Raw genomic sequence first — 19,025 nt, 5'->3', positions numbered from 1 at the left:
CCCCAAAGGGGCGCGGGGAACTGCGCGACCAGCCACGACGAAAGCCGCAGTCGCATCTGCATGGTTCATGAGCAGACGTGGCTGCGGCTTTTCGTGGGTTGCTCGCGCAGTTCCCCGCACCCCTACGGGGGCGACTTCGGTGGGCGCCCACGTTTAGGGATGGGCCGGGCTTCGCCCGGGAGGCGGCCCGCTTCCGACAACGCCCTGCGGAGCAGGTACTCGACCTGAGCGTTGGTCGAGCGGAGTTCGTCGGCCGCCCACCGGGCCAACGCGTCGTGCACCGACGGATCGAGCCGCAACAGCACCTGCTTCCGCTGCTGCTGCGGCTTCCGCTTCGGGGTGGGATCCCCGGCTTCGGGCGGAGTCACTGGTACAGCGACCCCGTGTTGAGGACCGGCTGCGCCGCGCGGTCACCGCAGAGCACCACCATCAGGTTGGACACCATGGCCGCCTTGCGCTCCGAGTCGAGTTCCACGATGTCCTGCTCGGTGAGCCGGTTGAGCGCCGCCTCGACCATGCCGACCGCGCCGTCCACGATCTGCCGCCGCGCCGCGACCACCGCACCGGCCTGCTGGCGCTGCAGCATCGCCGAGGCGATCTCCGGCGCGTACGCGAGGTGCGTGAAGCGGGACTCGATGATCTGCACACCGGCCGCCTCCACGCGCGCGTGCAGCTCGACCGCCAGCTTCTCGGTGATCTCCTCGGCGTTGCCGCGCAGCGACAGGCCCCCCTCGTCGTGCGCGTCGTAGGGGTACTCGATCGCGATGTGCCGGACGGCCGCCTCGGTCTGCGTCGAGACGAACTCCAGGAAGTCGTCCACCTCGAACGAGGCCTGCGCGGTGTCCTCGACCTTCCATACGACGACCGCGGCCAGCTCGATCGGGTTGCCGTACGCGTCGTTGACCTTGAGGACGGCGGTCTCGTGGTTGCGGACCCGGGTGGAGATCTTCATCCGGGACGTCAGCGGGTTGACCCAGCGCAGGCCGTCCGTACGGATCGTGCCGCGGTACCGGCCGAAGAGCTGGACGACGCGGGCCTCGCCCGGCGCCACCATGTTCAGCCCGCACATCGCGAGGAACGCGGCGATGCCGATCAGTACACCCGCGACGATCATGACCGCCTTCGCGCCCGCCGAGCCGGCCATCGTGCCGAACACCACCAGGGCGGTGCCGGCGGCCAGGCCGAGCAGGCCGAGGAGGAGGGCGAGCCCGCCGCCGATGGAGTGCGCGGCGAACTCCCGGACACCCGGCTCGGGCATCTCGGGGGCGTCGGCGGCGGGGGTGCGGTCCTGGGTTGGGGTGTGGTCGTGACTGGTCATGGAGGTCCCCGATTCTGTGTGCTCTCAATGGTAAAGCAAAGTGCTAGCACTTTAATCCCCGCCGTCCGCTCCTGCCAACCCGCCCGTTGCCAACCCTCCACACACTGCGTGGGCAACCCTTCGTGCGCCCGATGAGTCGGTTCCCATGGGACAGGTGCTGATTGTCACGTCCGGAAAAGGCCGGATCGGCAGTCCTTTGTCCGCATGGCCGGTGTTAGCTTCATGAGCTGACCCGGGGGAGCCGAACTGACTGGAGCGACGGAGCAATGGGGCGAGCGGAAGCGAGACGAGCGCGGCAGCGCGGCGGGGCACGCCGGGCGGCGGCGCGGTCGCAGTCCGACGGCATACGCCCCCGTGGCGCCCGCCGGGCCGCCAAGGGCAAGGGCGGCATACGCCGCTTCTTCACCGTCAAGCGCGTCCTCGGCACCCTCTTCGGGCTCTGCCTGCTCGCGATGGGCGGCTTCATCGCGCTGTACCTGCTGGTGCCGGTCCCGGAGGCCAACGCCCAGGCCGAGCAGCAGAGCAACGTCTACAAGTACGCGGACGGCAGCGTCATCACCCGCACCGGAGAGGTGAACCGCGAGATCGTCGGTCTCGACCGGGTGCCGAAGCCGGTGCAGAAGACCTTCGTGGCCGCCGAGAACAAGTCCTTCTACAAGGACCAGGGCGTCGACCTCAAGGGCACCGCCCGCGGCGTCGTCAACACCCTCACCGGCAAGGGCAAGCAGGGCGGCTCGACGATCACCCAGCAGTACGTCAAGAACTACTACCTGAACCAGGACCAGACGGTCACCCGCAAGCTCAAGGAGCTGGTGATCTCCCTCAAGGTCGACCAGAAGAAGTCCAAGGACGAGATCCTCGCGGGCTACATCAACACCAGCTACTACGGCCGCGGCGCGTACGGCATCCAGGCCGCCGCCCAGGCCTACTACGGCGTCGACGCCGAGGAGCTCTCCGTCGAGCAGGGCGCCTATCTCGCGGCGCTGCTGCAGGCCCCCAGCCAGTACGACTGGGCGGCCGCGTCGCCGGCCAGTAAGAAGCTCGTCAAGCAGCGCTGGAACTACGTACTCGACAACATGGTCGAGGAGGGCTGGCTGGACCAGGGCAAGCGGTCCGGCATGACCTTCGACAAGCCCGGAAAGCCCAAGCCGGAGGCGGGCAAGGCGGGGCAGGCCGGGTACCTGGTGGACGCGGCCGACGAGCAGATCGTGGACGAGCTGATGCGCCGCGGCGACACCCGCGAGGACGCCGTCGCCAAGGTCAAGGCGGGCGGCTGGACCGTCACCCTGAACATCGACCCGAAGAAGCAGAAGGCCCTGCTCAAGGCGGTCGACAAGGAGCTCAACGACAAGCTGGACACGGACAAGCGGAAGGTCGACGCCGCCGTGCAGGCCGGCGCGGTCTCCGTGGACCCGAAGACCGGCGAGGTCATCGCCCTCTACGGCGGCGAGGACTACCTCAAGCACTACCAGTCCAACGCCACCCGCCGTGACTACCAGCCCGGCTCGACCTTCAAGCCGGTGATCCTCGCCGCGGCCCTGGAGAACGACGCCCAGACGCAGGACGGCACCCCGATCAGCGCGAGCACGGTCTACGACGGCACCAGCGGCCGTCCCGTCGAGGGCGGGGAGAAGCCGTACGCCCCGCCGAACGAGGGCAAGAAGGACTACGGCGACGTCACCGTCCAGCGGGCCATGGACAAGTCGGTGAACTCGGTGTTCGCGCAGATGGGCGCCGACGTCGGCATGGACCGGGTCGCGCGGACCGCCTCCGACCTGGGCATGCAGAAGATCACCACGGAACCGGCGATGACGCTCGGCTCGATGGGCGCGAGCCCGATGGACATGGCGGGCGTCTACGCGACGCTCGACAACCACGGCAAGAAGGTCACCCCGTCCATCCTCAAGTCGGCCACGCACAAGGACCGCGAGACGATCGAGCCGGAGACGCTCGGCGAACAGGTGGTCCAGCGCACCACCGCCGACTCCGTGACCTCCGTCCTGCAGGGCGTGGTCAACGACGGCACCGGCTCGGTGGTCGGTTCGGGTCGGTACGCGGGCAAGTACGAGGCCGCGGGCAAGACCGGTACGTCGGACAACAACGTGTCGGCGTGGTTCGCGGGCTACACCCCCGAGATGGTCACCGTGGTGGGCATGTTCGGTGAGGCGCCCGAGGGCGGCGGCGACCTGAAGCGGCCGGACAAGTCGCCCGCGAAGACCAACGACCACGTCTCGCTCGCCGGTGCCGGTGGCGACGGCAAGATCCACGGCAGCGGCTTCCCGTCCCGGATCTGGGCCGCGTACACCCTGGGCGCTCTGAACGGCGGCTCGGACGCGCGGTTCGACCTCGACACGGACATGGGCGCGGGCGTTTCGCCTCCGGCGGAGCCGACGAGCGAGGCCCCGTCGACCGATCCTTCGGACACGCCGACGGCGCCGCCGACTTCGGAGGACCCGACGACCGAGCCGCCGACCACGGAGCCGCCGACGGACGGGCCGACGACCGAGCCGCCGACGGACGGCCCGACGGACCTGCCCACGAGCCCGGACCCCTCCGGCTCCTGGGGCATCCCGACGGACCCGGGTGGCGGAAACGGCAACGGCAAACCGGACAAGCCGGGCCGGGACTAGCTTTTCCGGAGGGGCTGATTTTTCAGCCCCTCCGGCGCTTGAGGAGCGGGGTCCGGGGCGGAGCCCCGGAGCTCAGCCCCCGTTGACCTTCGCCGCGATCCGGTCCCCGACCCCCTTGTCGATGTTGCGCCAGTACTGGACGGCCCGGTCCAGCACCGGCCGGGACACCCCGTCCAGGAGATGGCCGGACACGTTCGACACCAACCGCTCGCGGGCCGCGTCGTCCAGGACCTGGCGGACCATCGTGCCGGGCTGGCCCCAGTCGTCGTCCTCGGCGTGCCGCTTGGTCGCCTCGCGCACCATCTCGCCCGCCGTCTCCCAGCCCGCCGGGTCACCGAACCGCCCGGTGAACTCGGCTTCGGGACCGCCGTACGAGTTCGGGGCGTACGGCCGCGCCGCCTCGGACGGCGCGTACCGCATCGGTCCGTCCTTCGCGTACGAGTTGACCGGCGAGCGCGGCCGGTTGGGCGGCAGCTGGGCGTAGTTGGGGCCGATGCGGTAGCGGTGGGTGTCGGGGTACGAGAAGAGCCGGCCGAGGAGCATCTTGTCCGGGGAGGGGCCGACGCCCGGGACCATGTTGGACGGCTCGAACGCGGCCTGCTCGATGTGGATGAAGTAGTCCTCCGGGTTCTGGTCGAGGGTCATGCGGCCGACCTCGATCAGCGGGTAGTCGCCGTGCGGCCACACCTTCGTCAGGTCGAAGGGGTTGAAGCGGTAGTCCGCCGCGTCCTCGAACGGCATGATCTGGACCTTCAGCGTCCAGCTCGGGGCGTTGCCGCCCGCGATCGCGTCGAACAGGTCGCGGCGGTGGAGGTCGGGGTCCGAGCCGGCCAGTTCGTCGGCCTCGGACTGGGTGAGGAAGTCGATGCCCTGGTCGGTCTTGAAGTGGTACTTCACCCAGAACCGCTCGCCGCCGCCGTTGATCCACATGTAGGTGTGCGAGCTGTACCCGTTCATGTGGCGGTACGACTTCGGGATGCCGCGGTCGCCCATCAGCCAGGTGACCTGGTGCGCGGACTCGGGCGACAGGGTCCAGAAGTCCCACTGCATGTCGTGGTCGCGCAGCCCGTTGTCGGGGCGGCGCTTCTGGGAGCGGATGAAGTCCTGGAACTTGATCGTGTCCCGGACGAAGAACACCGGGGTGTTGTTGCCGACCAGGTCGTAATTGCCGTGGTCCGTATAGAACTTGAGGGCGAAACCGCGCGGGTCGCGCCAGGTGTCGGGGGAGCCCTGCTCACCGGCGACCGTGGAGAAGCGGGCCAGCATGTCGGTGCGGCGGCCCGGCTGGAAGAGGTCGGCCTTGGTGAACTGGCTGACGTCGTTGGTGACTTCGAAGAAGCCGTACGCCCCCGAACCCTTGGCGTGGACCACCCGCTCGGGGACCCGCTCCCGGTTGAACTGGGCCATCTTCTCGATGAGGTAGTGGTCCTGGAGCAGGATCGGTCCATCGGGCCCGACGGTGAGCGAGTGCTCGTCGCTCTCCACCGGGATCCCGGTGTTCGAGGTGGTGTACGGGGCCTTCTGCGGTGCCTCGGTCACGAGCGTCCTCCCGTGGATCAGAGGTCGGATCAGAGGTCGGATCTGAGGTCGGATCTGAGGTTGGATCTGAGGTCGGATCTGAGGTTTCGGGGATGCCAGTCAACGCCGCCGACCGACTGTCGGCAACATTTGTCCGGCTTGCCCGGAAAGCCCTGGTGTGGGCCCCCGGGTGGACCTGCCGCCCGAGTACCCCGCATCCGCCCCGGAACACCGCCCGGAGGGCCCCTCAACCCCGGTTCAGCTCGAACCACACCACCTTGCCGGTGGAGAGCCGCGTCGCGCCCCAGCGCCGGGCGAGCCGGTTGACCAGGTACAGGCCGCGCCCGCCCTCGTCCGTGGCCCGCGCCTGCCGCAGCCGGGGCAGCTGCGGAACGTCGTCCCCGACCTCGCAGCGCAGGACGTCCGTCCGAAGGAGCCGCAGCGTGATCGGCCGGGACGCGTACCGCACCGCGTTCGTCACGACCTCGCTGACCAGGAGCTCCACCGGCTCCGTGAGGTCCTCCAGGTCCCACGCGGCCAGGGCGCGCCGCGCGAGCCGCCGGGCCCGGCCGGGCGCGGAGTCCTCCGGGTCGAGCTGCCAGTACGCGACGTCGCTGGGCGCGATGCCGTCGAAGCGGGCGGCGAGCAGCGCGATGTCGTCGTCCCGGTCGCCCGGTCCGAGCATGTCGAGCACCTCGTCGCAGAGCGCTTCGAGCGGCGGGGCGTGGTCGGGTCCGGTCAACTCGGCGGTGGCGGCGAGCCGTTCCCGCAGCTGCTCGATGCCGGTCCACACGTCCCGCAGACGGGACTCGACCAGGCCGTCGGTGTAGAGCAGCAGCGTCGCCCCGGCCGGTGCGTCCAGCTCGACGGCCTCGAAGTCGACCCCGCCGACGCCGATCGGCGCCCCCGCCGGTACGCGCAGGACCTCGGCCCGCCCGCCGAGGTGCAGCAGTACGGGCGGCGGGTGGCCGGCGTTGGCGATGGTGATGCGGTGCGCGACCGGGTCGTAGACCGCGTACAGGCAGGTCGCCATGCGGTCCGTGCCCAGGCGCTGGGCCTGTTCGTCGAGGTGGTGCAGGACCTCCTGTGGCGGCAGGTCGAGCCCGGCGAGGGTCTGCGCGGTGGTGCGCAGCTGGCCCATGATCGCGGCCGAGGTCATGGAGTGGCCCATGACGTCCCCGACGACCAGGGCGACGCGGCTGCCGGGCAGTGGGATCGCGTCGTACCAGTCGCCGCCGACGCGGGCGGTCTCGGCGGCCGGGAGGTACCGGCTGGCGAGCCGCACGCCGGTGGGCTGCGGCAGCGTCTCGGGCAGCATCGTGCGCTGCAGCTCGTCCGCGATGTACGCCTCGCGGCCGTAGAGCACGGCCTTGTCGATGCCGAGCGCGGTGTGCGTGGCGAGCTGCGCGGCCACGAGCAGGTCGTCCTGCTCGAACGCGGCGCGCTCGGGGCGGCGCAGGAACACGGCCGCGCCGATCACCCGCCGCCGGCCCCGCAGCGGGGCGAGGACCGCGCGCCGGCCCTCGGGCAGCGTGTGTTCGTCGCCGAGGAGTTCGGGCAGCGCGGCGCGCGCGGCCGGGGTGTCGCCGAACACCGGACGGACGCCGCGCAGCACTTCGGCGAGCGCGCCGCCGGTCCGCACCTCGCACAGCTCGGCGGCGTTGGGCTCGCCCCGGCTCCAGCGCAGCTGCAGGCTCGGCGTCGCGTCGGGCGGCACCGGCAGCGGGGCGAGCAGGCTGCCGCTCTCGGAGACGGTGTCGTCCATCTCGTCGGGTATGCGGTCGGTGCGGCGCAGGCGCAGCACGACGGGGCCGACGGGCCGCTCGTCGCCGACCGGGAGCGGGTCGCGGAGGTAGACGAGGATCGCGTCGGAGAACGTGGGCACGGTGGCCCGGCACAGGCCCATCACGATCTCGTCGAGGTCTATGCCGCGCGCGATCCGCCGGGTCGCGGCGCCCACGAACCGCAGCCGGTCCCCGCCGTGCCGGGCCGCGTCGCCGTCGCCGGACGGGGGCGCGGGCGGTACGGGAGGGGCGGGCGGCAGTCCGTCCGCCCGGCCGTCGGAGGGTACGGCGGCGGAGGCGCCGGGGTGCGCGGAGGGCGCGGGGTGCACGGAGGGGCCGGAGCGGCCGCTCTCGCCGCCCGCAGAGCCCATCCGGGCCGGGGGCACGGGCAGCGGCCCGGGGCGCGGGCGGTGCGCGTCCGGTTCGGGGGTGTCGGCGGGGCCGGTCTTGCGGTGCTCGCCGTCGTCGTCGCCGCCGGTCCGGTTCTGGGACGGTAAGGCGGCGGCGGTCCGGGGTGCGGCCGCGCCCGAATGCTCGGCGGGCCGGGTGCCGGGGGCCTCCGTGCCGTCACCGCGGCCCGGGCTGTCCGGTCCTTCGGCGGAGTCCGGGGAACGCAGCAGCGCCCCGCGAGGGTCCGCGGGGTTCGGCCGGGCAGCTCGCGGCTGCCTGCCCTCCTGGGAGGTGGGGTGCTCCGTCACGCGTTCTGAATCCGTCCGTCCGGGGCTGCGCGCGGCGCGCGCGATGAGTTGGTGCCTGCGAAGTGCCTCACGCGCGTCGGCAGTTGAGGAACAGCTGGTGTTCGGGGTGGGCGTCGGGTCCGGCCGGTTCGTACGCGTACGCGTCCTCACCGGCGATGTCCAGGCCTGCGGCGCCCACGACCTCGCGCAGGGCGTCCCGCCGGAATCCCGATACCCGGATCGTCCGGCCGAGGAACGGGATCGCCGTGTCGTCGAGGTCGGCCTCGACCATCGACAGCGAGAGCAGGCCACCGGGGCGAAGTAGCGAGCGCAGCCTCGCGAGCGCGTGCGGGATCTCCGCGCGCGGCAGCATCAGCAGCGTGAAGAAGCAGGTGATGCCGTCGAACGTGCCGAGTCCGCCCGGCCCTTCGGCCCGCAGCCCGGCGATGTCCCGCTGGTGGAACTCGCCCTCGGGCACGTTCCGGCGGGCGAGGCCCAGCATCGTCGCCGACAGGTCCACGCCGACGACGGTGTGCCCGGCGTCCACGAGCTGCCGCGCCGTGGGGACGCCGGTGCCGCAGCCCACGTCGAGGACCCGGGACCCGGGCGGCAGGGTCTTGGCGAGCCACTCACCGGCGGCGAGCTGACCTTCCTTGTGCGGGAAGGCCTCGTCGTACCGCGCGCCGATGGCGTCGAAGGCCTCGGCCTGCCCGGTACGGTCCGGTGCGGCGCCGCCGCCGTACCCCTCGTACCCTTCGCTCACGTCACTGCCGCCCCTCGATGACGTACGGTCAGAAAGTTCGAAGGCCTGGTCAGTTGCCCTCGTTCCGCGCCGTACTACGCGCCCTTGTGGACGACGATCCTACGTTTGGACCATGGGGGCGCAGCAAGGGTCTCATGGGGACACATGCGCGGGCGTACGATCCCAGTCCACCGGCAGGAACGGCACATTCCACTCCGGATCGGGACGCCATTCCTCCCAGCCGGAGTCGAACGGCGCCCCCCACGCCTCGATCGACTCGACCGCCGCACGGCCCGCGGAGCGCACCGCACGCGCCTGTCGGGCGCTCATCAGGCCGTCGCGCTGGGCCTGCGCGAACTCGTCCTCGTCGTGCCAGCGCCAACTGCGGTCCGGGCTCACGGAGATGTCCAAAAAGTGATCCTGCGAGTCGACCCCGCCCGTCCAACGGGTGCGCGGCTCCTCAAGGTTGACGTACCAGCTGCGGAACTCCCAGCCCGGCTCCCAGAACAGCCAGACGGACCAGGGCTCGCGGGGCCGGGCCAGCTTGAGCACCCCGGTGCCGAACCAGCGGTCGCGGCGCACGGTGCGCGGGCTCGTGTACCGGGTGGCCAGCGGCTCCTCGTGGACCGGAGTGCCGTCCCGGAGCACGGGTTTGACGCACTCGGTGCCCGGCGCGAGCCAGACGGCGAGCAGTTCATCGGTGTCCTGCACGACGGTGACGGGACGGCAGATGTGGAAGCGGGGGCTCGCGTTGTCCCGGTACCGCCACAGGACGGGGGTGCCCGGGGCCCATCGGCTGGTCGTCGTCTTGTCTGTCATGAACTGATGTTATTGATCTCCTCCCCCTGCTGAAGCAGGGGGAATCCCATCTCAGGCCGCGTGCGGTCTGGTGGTTGGTTGACGCTTCACAGACCGGGTAACCCCGAGGTCTCCACATCCTGACACCGCTGATCCGGCGGCGTGATCTACGTTGCGTGAGGCGTTGGTGTCCGCGTTCTCCTCGTATCCGCAGCCGTCGGCCTGGCAGACGAAGCGGGCCTGCGTCTGCCTGTTGCCGGGGATGATGAACCCGCAGACGGAGCAGCGGCGTGAGGTGTTCGCGGCGGGAACCTTGACGACGATGCCGCCGCGCTGCGCGGCCTTGTACTCCAGCATCGACACCGTGCGGCCCCATGCTTCCCCGGCGATGGCGCGGTTGAGTCCGGCTTTCTGTCGGACGTTGATGCCGGGGGATTCCACGGTTCCCTTGGCGGACTTGAGCATGTTCTTGATGGTCAGGTCTTCCACCCCGATCCGCGAGAAGGTCGCGGCGATCTCGGTGGTGGTCTTGTGCTGCCAGTCGACTGCCCGGCGCTTGGCTGTTGCGCGGAGCTGGGCGATCTGGTCGTACGTGCGCTTGAGTCGGTTCGAGGTCGGCTCGTTCTTCTTGGCTGCGCGGCGGCGGCGTTCCTTGGTCTTCTCCAGGCGCCGCAGCTGTTCGGCCTCACCCGGCGTGAGCCACGGGTCGTGCTCGCGGAAGCTGCCGTCCGAGAGGGCGAGGGCCTTGGCGACGCCCCGATCGATACCGACACTCGGGCCGGTGTGCGGCTCGGGTTCGGGCACCTCGGTCTGGACGCGGAAGACGACGTACCAGCCGTCGGCTTCCATCACCAGGCGGGCGCCGGTGACCTTGTTGGCCTTGTCGGAGCGCTTGCCGACCGGGAGATCCTTGGTCCAGCGGAACAGGACCAGGCCGATTTTCGGTACCCGCATCCGGCCCCAACGCCGGTTGAGGCGAACGATCTGGAGATCTCGGCCCTGCGGGATGTCGATGGCCATACGGGAGCGGCAGCGGCCCTTGAAGTTCGGCGCCTCGGCCCGGGCTTCCCAGCAGTTCACCCAGGCCCGGAAGTACGTCTTGAGGACCTGCTGCGCGGCCTGCGCGGGAAGCACGCTGAGCCAGGGAAGATCCTTGCGGCCCTGGCGAATCGCCTCGTCGGCCGCGCCGAGAGTCCGCTTGTCCCGGGGGAGCATCGTCCACCAGTCGTGAATGAGGTTCCACAGCGCGCGGGCCGCGTGCCCCTGGTCCCGCGCGGCCTGATCCTGGGAGAGGGCGAAGTACACCTTGGCCTTATGGCCGCGCTGCTGCCTCAACTCCCCGCCCCGTGTCTGTCATTTGCCCGCTTCGATCACCTAATGTACTTCGTTCATGTACATCTTGGTGGGAAGAATGCCGGATGTGCGCAGGGATGCACACGTCGCCTACAGCGCGGGCACTACCCGCCCGGTCAACCAGGCGATCGCGCAGGGCAGGTCCTGGTCCGGTTCTACCGGCTGAATCCGGTAGCACTCCCGCGAATCATCGGTAGGGGTGATCAGCAGGGCAAGGCGGGCGCATTCCGCTACGGCCTGGTCATCCGCAGTACGTCGAGCGCCTCGTCCAGTTGCTCCAGCGTGAGGTCCCCTCGGTCGACATACCCCGCATCGAGGACAACCTCACGAATGGTCCGCCGCTCCGCAAGAGACCGCTTGGCGACCTTCGCCGCCTCCTCGTACCCGATGTACTTGTTCAGCGGCGTGACCACCGACGGCGACGACTCCGCGTACTCACGGGCGCGTTCGGCGTTGGCGGTGATGCCGTCGACCGTGCGGTCGGCGAGCAGGCGGGAGGCGTTGGCAAGGAGCCGGATCGATTCCAGTACGTTCTTGGCGAGTACCGGCAGCATCACGTTCAGCTCGAAGTTGCCGGCCGCGCCCGCCGTGGCGACCGTCGCGTCGTTGCCCACGACCTGCGCCGCGACCATCAGGACGGCCTCCGGGATCACCGGGTTGACCTTGCCGGGCATGATCGACGAACCGGGCTGCAGATCGGGCAGGTTGATCTCGGCGAGGCCGGTGCGCGGGCCCGAGGCCATCCAGCGCAGATCGTTGGCGATCTTCGTCAACCCCACGGCGATGACCCGGAGTTGACCGCTGGCCTCCACCAGGCTGTCCCGCGCGCCCTGCGCCTCGAAGTGGTCGCGGGCCTCCGTGAGCGGCAGGCCGGTGGCGCGGGCGACCTCGGCGATCACCGCCGCCGAGAAGCCGGGCGGGGTGTTGATGCCGGTGCCCACGGCCGTCCCGCCCAGCGGGAGTTCGGCCAGGCGCGGCAGCGTGGACCGCAGCCGCTCCACGCCGTACCGCACCTGCGCCGCGTATCCGCCGAACTCCTGGCCCAGGGTGACCGGAGTCGCGTCCATCAGGTGCGTCCGGCCCGACTTGACGACCTCCGCGAACTCGGCTGACTTGCGCTCCAGGGACTCGGCGAGGTGGTCGAGGGCGGGGATCAGGTCCCGCGTGACGGCGGCGGTCGCGGCGATGTGGATGGAGGAGGGGAAGACGTCGTTGGACGACTGGGAGGCGTTCACATGGTCGTTGGGGTGGACGTCCTGGCCCAGGCGTTCGGTGGCGAGGGTGGCCAGGACCTCGTTGGTGTTCATGTTGGACGAGGTGCCGGAGCCGGTCTGGAACACGTCCACCGGGAAGTGCTCGTCCCAGCGCCCCTCGGCGACCTCGGCGGCCGCCTCCTGGACCGCCCGCGCACGGTCCGCGTCGAGCACGCCGAGTTCGGCGTTGACCTTGGCCGCCGCGCCCTTGATCCGGGCCAGGGCCTCGATGTGGGCGCGCTCCAGGCGCTGGCCGGAGACGGGGAAGTTCTCCACGGCGCGCTGGGTCTGGGCCCGCCACTTGGCGTGGGCGGGGACGCGCACCTCGCCCATGGAGTCGTGCTCGACGCGGTACGCGGTCTCGTCTGTGCGGTCGTTCGTCATGTCCGTACGCCTCCGAAGTCGCTCTGAAAGTTGAGCACTTGTCTTGTTCGGGCTATTCCCCTCGGCCCTACCGCCGAGTAAATACCGGGGTGACAGCGAACCCGGGGAGGCAGCATGCACCAGACGCAGCGCGCAAGACCCAGGCACACCGGCCGGCGGAACGCCGTGGCCGTCCTAGCGGCGGCAGCGGCGGCCCTGGTCGGGCTCCATGCTCCCGCCGCACAGGCCACGCCGTCCGCCGCCACGCCCTCAGGGGGTGTCTCGCCCCTGCCGCCGGAGCTGGAGAAGGTCCGCGCGGCCGAGGCTGCGCAGCTCTACGGCGACCCCGCGCAACGCCCCCTGGCCGAGCGCAAGTCGGCCCTGATCTCGCTCGGTGACAGCGAGATCTCCGGCGAGGGCGTGGGCACGTACGAGCCCGGCACCAACGGTCCCGACAACTGGTGCCACCGCTCGCCGGACGCCGCGATCCACCGCACCGGCATCGCCGCCGACGTCACCTACAACGTCTCCTGCTCGGGCGCCTCCACCGCCAACATCCGCATCGGCGGCAGCAAGCAGTACGCCGACGAGCTGGTGCAGAGCGACAGCCTCGCCGTGAAGGCCCGCAACACGAGGATCAAGATGGTGGTCCTGGTCGCGGGCGCCAACGACGACCTGCAGTTCGGCCCCGTCATGACCGACTGCGTCACCCGCTTCCTGCTCAGCCAGGGCCCCTGCGAGCCCAAGTACGCCCCCGGCTGGCAGTCCCGCGTCGACGGGCTCGTGCCCAAGGTCGAGCAGACCGTGCGCGACCTGCGGACCGTGATGCGCGACGCCGGGTACGCGGACGGCGCGTACAAGCTGGTCGTCATGGGCTACCCGAGCCCCATCGGCCCGGACTTCCGCGACAACCCCGACTTCCCCGGCAAGCTGGCCTGCGGCGGCATGGGGTACGACTCCGACACCGTGTGGGGCCGCAACGCCGCCGTGCCCGCCTTCGAGCGCGGTGTCCGCGAGGCCGCCGCGAACACCGGCGCCACCTACCTCGACAACTCGCGGCTCTTCCACGGCCACGAGGTATGTATGGAGAGCACCTGGGCGCGCGGCCTCTACATCGACCTCTCCAAGCCCGGACTGCCGGACGAGAACTCGCTGCGCCAGTCCTTCCACCCCAACAGGGCAGGCCACGCGGCCTTCGCCTCCTGCCTCACGCAGCTCTACAACTCCCCTGCCCGTGAGGCGAGTTGTGCCGACGTGAACTCCTCGGGAAAGCCGGCCCTCGTCCCGTACGCCTGGGACGACGTCTTCAAGCCACTGAAGAACCAGGCGAGCGGAGCCTGCCTGGACGTCGACGGCGCCCAAAGCGCCAACGGCACCCGCGTCCTGGGCTGGGACTGCCACGACGGCCGCAACCAGAACTGGTGGTTCGACGCGGCGCGCGGCACCGTGCACACCGAGCTCACCCAGGACCGCTGCCTGGACGCCAAGTCGGTGACGGCGGGCACGGACGTGGTCCTGTGGAACTGCCACGGCGGCGCCAACCAGCGCTTCGTACGCGAGGGTTCGACGATCCGGCCGGCCTCGGCGAACGGCCTGTGCCTCACGCTCGCGGGCGCGCAGGACCCGCTGCGCCTGCGGGCATGCGACGGCTCGGGGCAGCAGAGGTTCAGCGCGTAGCTGCGAGAACGGGCGCCGTACGGGCCGACTCCGGTCCGTACGGCGCCCGCCGGTGGATCCCTGGAGATGGAGTTCCCGGGCCTCAGGCGGCTTGCCTGGACCGCCGCGATTCGGCCCGTGCACGACACGATGATCGAGGAGCTCTTCGACAACATCGAGCTGGTCGCGACCGGTTCGCTCCCGCACCCGGTGCGCCACCGCGCGCGCGTACGGCTGCTCCGCAGGGTGATGTGGGCCAGGCCGGAGGCGGTCGCGGTCCCGGAGCACGCCCGCCTGATCCGCACGGCCCTGGACCGCCCGGCCTACCAGGACGCGTACCGCATGGAGCTCCAGCCGGGGCTGCCGCGCGATCCGGCGGCGTGGACCGGGGTGCTGCGCGACGCCTTCCCGGTCATCGCGCGCGAGGGCGGGGAGCTGCTGATGCGGGTGGACACGGCGGGGCCTCTCGGCCCGTGCGTCGATCCTCGTCGACGAGCGCCACGTCACGCTGTGCACGGCCGTCGCCCCCGACTCGCCGCGCGCCCGGCTCTACTGGAGCGTCGTCAGGCCGGTGCACCCCGCGATGGCGCGCATGATGCCGCGTCGCGTCCACCGCGACCTCGCCCTGGCCGCGCCGAGCGCGGGGGAGCGGTTTCTCGACAGCCGTACGGGCCGTACGGGCCGTACGAGCGGCACGACCCGTACGGCCCGTACGACATCCGGCTAGGCGAGACCCGGGCCGCGCACCGGAATGGACGTGAACGTCGGCTCGGGGGCCGGGTTCTGGAAGAAGTCGTTGCCCTTGTCGTCCACGACGATGAACGCCGGGAAGTCCTCGACCTCGATCTTCCAGACGGCCTCCATGCCGAGCTCCTCGTACTCGACGACCTCGACCTTCTTGATGCAGTCCTGCGCGAGGCGGGCCGCCGGGCCGCCGATCGAGCCGAGGTAGAAACCACCGTGCGCGTCGCACGCGTCCGTGACCTGCTTGGACCGGTTGCCCTTGGCCAGCATGACCTTCGAGCCGCCGGCCGCCTGGAACTGCTCCACGTAACTGTCCATGCGCCCGGCCGTCGTCGGGCCGAACGAACCCGATGCGTAACCCTCGGGTGTCTTCGCCGGGCCCGCGTAGTACACGGGGTGGTCCTTCAGGTACTGCGGCATCTCCTCGCCCGCGTCCAGGCGCTCCTTGATCTTCGCGTGTGCGATGTCACGGGCGACGACGAGCGGGCCGGTCAGCGAAAGACGGGTCTTCACGGGGTACTTGGTCAGCTCGGTGAGGATGGCGTCCATCGGCTGGTTGAGGTCGATCTTCACCACGTCGGACTCGGAGTCCTCGGACAGGTGCTCGTCCGTGGTCTCCGGCAGGAACCGCGCCGGGTCCGTCTCCAGCTGCTCCAGGAAGACGCCCTCGGCGGTGATCTTCGCGACGGCCTGGCGGTCCGCCGAGCAGGACACCGCGATGGCGACCGGGCAGGAGGCGCCGTGCCGCGGCAGCCGCACCACGCGCACGTCGTGGCAGAAGTACTTGCCGCCGAACTGCGCGCCGATGCCGATCTTCTGGGTCAGCTCGAAGACCTTCTCCTCCAGCTCCTTGTCCCGGAAGCCGTGGCCGAGCTCCGAACCCTCGGACGGGATCTCGTCGAGGTAGTGGGCGGAGGCGTACTTGGCGGTCTTCAGTGCGTACTCGGCAGAGGTGCCGCCGACGACGATCGCCAGGTGGTACGGCGGGCACGCTGCCGTACCGAGCGAACGGATCTTCTCCTCCAGGAACTTCATCATGGAGGCCTCGTTCAGGACGGCCTTCGTCTCCTGGTAGAGGAAGCTCTTGTTGGCGCTGCCGCCGCCCTTCGCCATGAAGAGGAACTTGTAGGCGCCGCCGTCCGTCGCGTACAGCTCGATCTGCGCCGGGAGGTTGGAGCCGGTGTTCTTCTCCTCCCACATGTTCAGCGGAGCCATCTGCGAGTAGCGCAGGTTCAGGTTCTGGTACGCGTCGTAGATGCCCTTGGAGAGCGACTTCTCGTCCTCGCCCTCCGTCAGGACGTTCTGGCCGCGCTTGCCCATGACGATCGCGGTGCCGGTGTCCTGGCACATCGGCAGCACACCGGCCGCGGCGATGTTCGCGTTCTTCAGCAGGTCGAGCGCCACGAACTTGTCGTTGCCCGACGCCTCCGGGTCGTCGACGATGCGGCGCAGCTGCGCGAGGTGCGTCGGGCGCAGATAGTGCTGGATGTCGTGGATGGCCTCCTCGGCGAGCTTGCGCAGCGCCTCGGGCTCGACCTTCAGGAACGTACGGCCGTCCGGCCCCTCGGCGGTGGAGACACCGTCCGCGGTGACCAGGCGGTACGGGGTGGTGTCCTCGCCCTGGGGGAGCAGATCGGTGTACGCGAATTCCGGCATCTCGGCCTTTTCCTCACTCGGCAGACAGCGGCGGGCCTCCGTTGGCCAGCGCCCTCAAGGGTAGGACGCGCCACTGACAGTGGACTTGTGAGGTAAGGCTCAGTGCGGAACGGCAGTTGTACGCGTGGGGTAGTCGCGATCTATCGCGTTTGGGTACGCTGGTGGGGTGGACCTCGAAAAGCGCCCCCAGCAGACCGCCCCCGCCGCGGAGCCGGCCGACCTGCGCGCGTCCGACGCCGACCGTGATCGCACGGCGGACATCCTGCGCGAGGCGATGGCCGAGGGCCGGCTCACCGCGGAGGAGCACGCCGACCGTATCGACGGGGTGTACCGCGCGAAGACCCTCGCCGAACTGGAGCCGTACGTAAGGGACTTGCCCGGGGCGCATCAGTCGCGCCCCGCGCCCGCGCCGCACACCGACGCGCCCCTGCCCGGCACGATCCCCGCCGAGCCGGACGAGAACCTGGTCGCGGTCTTCAGCGGCGCCACCCGCAAGGGCCGCTGGCGCGTGGGCCGCAGGACGCATGCGTACGCGGTGTTCGGGAGCGTGGAGATCGACCTGACCGAGGCGATCTTCGAGTACCCGCAGATCGTCATCAAGGCCTGGTCGGTCTTCGGGAGCGTCGAGGTCCGGGTCCCGGAGAACGTCACGCTCCGCGGCACCGGCAGCGGCGTCTGCGGCAACTTCGAGGTGGACACCCAGGAGGCGGAGGACGCGCAGGCCCCGGTGGTCTTCGTCGGCGGCTACGCCGTCTTCGGCAGCATCGAGGCCAAGCCCAGGCGCGGCAAGCTCATCGCCGACCTGCACAAGTACGTCGGCCGGTCCACGGCCAAGCACCTGCGCAAGCACCTCTGACGCCTGGCGCGGGGCGTCAACCTCCGTGACCAGCCGGGAAGTTGACGCGGCCGCCCGTATGGGAACGCAGTGCATAGGGCCGCGTACAGCGGGTAGGGACGGTTCGTCGCCTTCTTCTCGCTCGCGAAGCCGTCCGTCAGGAGTAGACCGTGCTGCAAACGCCGCATCAGTCCCTGCAGGTCGCCGCCGTTCCGGCACAGCGAAGTCAGGGGCAGGAGGGAGCCCCGGCACGGGACCAGGACGTGCCCTGGCACTCGGACGCGGTCTGCCGCCGGGACGAGGCCGGCCTCTTCTTCGCCCCCTCCAAGGAGCCGACGGCCGCCCGCCTGGCCCGCGAAGAGGCCGCGAAGCGGGTCTGTGCCCGCTGCCCGGTGATGGTCGAGTGCCGCGAGCACGCCCTGCTCCAGCCCGAGCCGTACGGAGTGTGGGGCGGGCTCACCGCCGCCGAGCGCCGCGTGGTCCTCGCCCGCCGCAGGCGCCGCGACATGGAGCTGAAGAAGGCGGCTCAGGCGGCTCAGGCGGCCACTCCGGCCGAGGCGATAGCGGCCGCCGGCTGACGGCATATGCGTACGCGAACGGGGTGCCCCTCCGCACAGGGGCACCCCGTTCGCGTCGTATCAGCGAGGTCTGGCGGCCTACTTCGCGCGGTCGAAGTCGATCGCGCTGTACGCGCGCAGCTTCTCCAGGCGGTGCGTGGAGTCGATCTGCCGGATCGTGCCGGACTTCGAGCGCATCACCAGGGACTGCGTGGTCGCGGTCTCGGCGCGGTAGCGCACCCCGCGCAGGAGTTCGCCGTCGGTGATGCCGGTGGCGACGAAGAAGACGTTGTCGCCGGAGACCAGGTCGCCGGTGTAGAGCACCCGGTCCAGGTCGTGCCCGGCGTCCAGGGCGCGCTGCTTCTCCGCCTCGTCCTTGGGCCAGAGCTTGCCCTGGATGGTGCCGCCCAGGCACTTGATGGCGCAGGCCGAGATGATGCCCTCGGGCGTACCGCCGACGCCCATCAGCAGGTCCACGCCGGTGCCCTCGCGGACCGCCATGATCGAACCGGCCACGTCGCCGTCCGAGATGAACTTGATCCGGGCGCCCGTCTCGCGGATCTCCTTGACGATGCCCTCGTGCCGCGGCCGGTCCAGGATGACCACCGTGACGTCCTCGGGCGCCGAGCGCTTGGCCTTGGCGACCCGGCGGATGTTCACCGACACCGGGGCGTTGATGTCCACGTAGTCCGCGGCCTCCGGGCCCGTGACCAGCTTGTCCATGTAGAACACGGCGGACGGGTCGAACATCGCGCCCCGGTCGGCTGCGGCAAGCACGGCGATCGCGTTCGGCATGCCCTTGGCGTTCAGGGTGGTGCCGTCGATCGGGTCGACGGCGATGTCCACCTCGGCGCCGGTGCCGTCGCCGATCCGCTCGCCGTTGAACAGCATCGGGGCCTCGTCCTTCTCGCCCTCGCCGATGACGACGATGCCGTTCATCGAGACGGTCGAGACGAGCGTGCGCATGGCGCGCACGGCGGCGCCGTCGGCACCGATCTTGTCGCCGCGGCCGACCCACCGCCCGGCGGCCATGGCGGCGGCCTCGGTGACCCGGACCAGTTCCAGGGCGAGGTTGCGGTCGGGGGCCTCGGGCGAGACCTCCAGAGCGGACGGCAAGTGATGCTCGGTCATCGGAGCGCAC

16 protein-coding genes are annotated in these 19,025 nt (G+C 70.6%); 5 read left to right on the top strand and 11 right to left on the bottom strand.

Annotated elements, in window-relative coordinates; translation table 11 throughout:
• Window positions 1-122 precede the first annotated feature (122 nt).
• Together QIT00_RS13120 and QIT00_RS13115 are read right to left on the bottom strand one after the other, a co-directional pair.
• Window positions 123-368, bottom strand: a complete 246-nt coding sequence (locus QIT00_RS13120; RefSeq protein ID WP_282535399.1) for a hypothetical protein — start codon at window positions 366-368, stop codon at window positions 123-125.
• Entirely contained in the window at window positions 365-1,318 is a 954-nt protein-coding gene (locus tag QIT00_RS13115; protein ID WP_282535398.1) for an SPFH domain-containing protein, read from the bottom strand. Before QIT00_RS13115 ends, QIT00_RS13120 begins: the two co-directional genes overlap by 4 nt.
• A 266-nt stretch (window positions 1,319-1,584) precedes the next feature.
• Between QIT00_RS13115 and QIT00_RS13110 the strand changes: the two genes are divergently transcribed.
• Window positions 1,585-3,948 carry a transglycosylase domain-containing protein gene (locus QIT00_RS13110; RefSeq protein ID WP_282535397.1) on the top strand — a complete coding sequence of 788 codons (2,364 nt, stop codon included), beginning with the start codon at window positions 1,585-1,587 and terminating at the stop codon, window positions 3,946-3,948.
• Window positions 3,949-4,020: 72 nt separating this feature from the next.
• Here QIT00_RS13110 and QIT00_RS13105 read toward each other — a convergent pair whose 3' ends face one another.
• The 6 genes from QIT00_RS13105 to QIT00_RS13080 all read right to left on the bottom strand — a co-directional run bounded on the left by QIT00_RS13105 (window position 4,021) and on the right by QIT00_RS13080 (window position 12,457).
• The gene (locus QIT00_RS13105; RefSeq protein WP_282535396.1) at window positions 4,021-5,487 is read right to left on the bottom strand and encodes a catalase; all 1,467 of its coding nucleotides are present in this window, start codon (window positions 5,485-5,487) and stop codon (window positions 4,021-4,023) included.
• A gap of 226 nt (window positions 5,488-5,713) precedes the next feature.
• Entirely contained in the window at window positions 5,714-7,948 is a 2,235-nt protein-coding gene (locus QIT00_RS13100) for a SpoIIE family protein phosphatase (protein WP_282535395.1), read from the bottom strand.
• 67 nt (window positions 7,949-8,015) lie between these two features.
• Entirely contained in the window at window positions 8,016-8,690 is a 675-nt protein-coding gene (locus QIT00_RS13095) for a class I SAM-dependent methyltransferase (protein WP_282535394.1), read from the bottom strand.
• Window positions 8,691-8,822: 132 nt separating this feature from the next.
• Window positions 8,823-9,488 (bottom strand): cytidylyl-2-hydroxypropylphosphonate hydrolase, encoded by a 666-nt coding sequence (gene fomD / locus QIT00_RS13090; RefSeq protein WP_282535393.1) that lies wholly within the window; start codon window positions 9,486-9,488, stop codon window positions 8,823-8,825.
• A 51-nt stretch (window positions 9,489-9,539) separates the two neighbouring features.
• Complete coding sequence (locus tag QIT00_RS13085) at window positions 9,540-10,802, bottom strand: RNA-guided endonuclease InsQ/TnpB family protein (RefSeq protein ID WP_282535392.1); 1,263 nt, start codon at window positions 10,800-10,802, stop codon at window positions 9,540-9,542.
• Between the two features lie 248 nt (window positions 10,803-11,050).
• The gene (locus tag QIT00_RS13080) at window positions 11,051-12,457 is read right to left on the bottom strand and encodes a class II fumarate hydratase (RefSeq protein WP_282535391.1); all 1,407 of its coding nucleotides are present in this window, start codon (window positions 12,455-12,457) and stop codon (window positions 11,051-11,053) included.
• A 114-nt stretch (window positions 12,458-12,571) separates the two neighbouring features.
• Between QIT00_RS13080 and QIT00_RS13075 the strand changes: the two genes are divergently transcribed.
• On the top strand, window positions 12,572-14,113 hold the full coding sequence (locus QIT00_RS13075) for a ricin-type beta-trefoil lectin domain protein (protein ID WP_282535390.1): 1,542 nt from the start codon (window positions 12,572-12,574) through the stop codon (window positions 14,111-14,113).
• 302 nt (window positions 14,114-14,415) lie between these two features.
• Here QIT00_RS13075 and QIT00_RS13070 read toward each other — a convergent pair whose 3' ends face one another.
• Complete coding sequence (locus QIT00_RS13070) at window positions 14,416-14,547, bottom strand: hypothetical protein (RefSeq protein ID WP_282535389.1); 132 nt, start codon at window positions 14,545-14,547, stop codon at window positions 14,416-14,418.
• Between the two features lie 137 nt (window positions 14,548-14,684).
• Between QIT00_RS13070 and QIT00_RS13065 the strand changes: the two genes are divergently transcribed.
• Window positions 14,685-14,819, top strand: coding sequence for a hypothetical protein (locus QIT00_RS13065; RefSeq protein ID WP_282535388.1), 135 nt, complete (start codon window positions 14,685-14,687; stop codon window positions 14,817-14,819).
• On the opposite strand, the gene QIT00_RS13060 is transcribed toward QIT00_RS13065, so the two are convergent.
• A complete protein-coding gene (locus QIT00_RS13060) occupies window positions 14,816-16,492 on the bottom strand; it encodes a fumarate hydratase (RefSeq protein WP_282535387.1) in 1,677 nt (558 codons plus the stop codon). The two genes, QIT00_RS13065 and QIT00_RS13060, sit on opposite strands and share 4 nt — an antisense overlap.
• Before the next feature lie 166 nt (window positions 16,493-16,658).
• Here QIT00_RS13060 and QIT00_RS13055 point away from each other — a divergent pair, with 166 nt between their 5' ends.
• Together QIT00_RS13055 and QIT00_RS13050 are read left to right on the top strand one after the other, a co-directional pair.
• Entirely contained in the window at window positions 16,659-17,348 is a 690-nt protein-coding gene (locus tag QIT00_RS13055; RefSeq protein ID WP_282535386.1) for a DUF1707 SHOCT-like domain-containing protein, read from the top strand.
• 149 nt (window positions 17,349-17,497) lie between these two features.
• Entirely contained in the window at window positions 17,498-17,905 is a 408-nt protein-coding gene (locus QIT00_RS13050; RefSeq protein ID WP_282535385.1) for a WhiB family transcriptional regulator, read from the top strand.
• A gap of 78 nt (window positions 17,906-17,983) precedes the next feature.
• Here the strand turns inward: QIT00_RS13050 and glpX are convergent, their stop codons facing one another.
• Complete coding sequence (gene glpX, locus QIT00_RS13045; protein ID WP_282535384.1) at window positions 17,984-19,015, bottom strand: class II fructose-bisphosphatase; 1,032 nt, start codon at window positions 19,013-19,015, stop codon at window positions 17,984-17,986.
• Window positions 19,016-19,025: the final 10 nt, after the last annotated feature.

This window comes from Streptomyces luteolus (genome assembly GCF_029968015.1).
Taxonomy (GTDB): domain Bacteria; phylum Actinomycetota; class Actinomycetes; order Streptomycetales; family Streptomycetaceae; genus Streptomyces; species Streptomyces luteolus.
The sequence above is the reverse complement of the archived record's forward strand: the minus strand, read 5'-3'. Positions and strand labels throughout refer to the sequence as shown.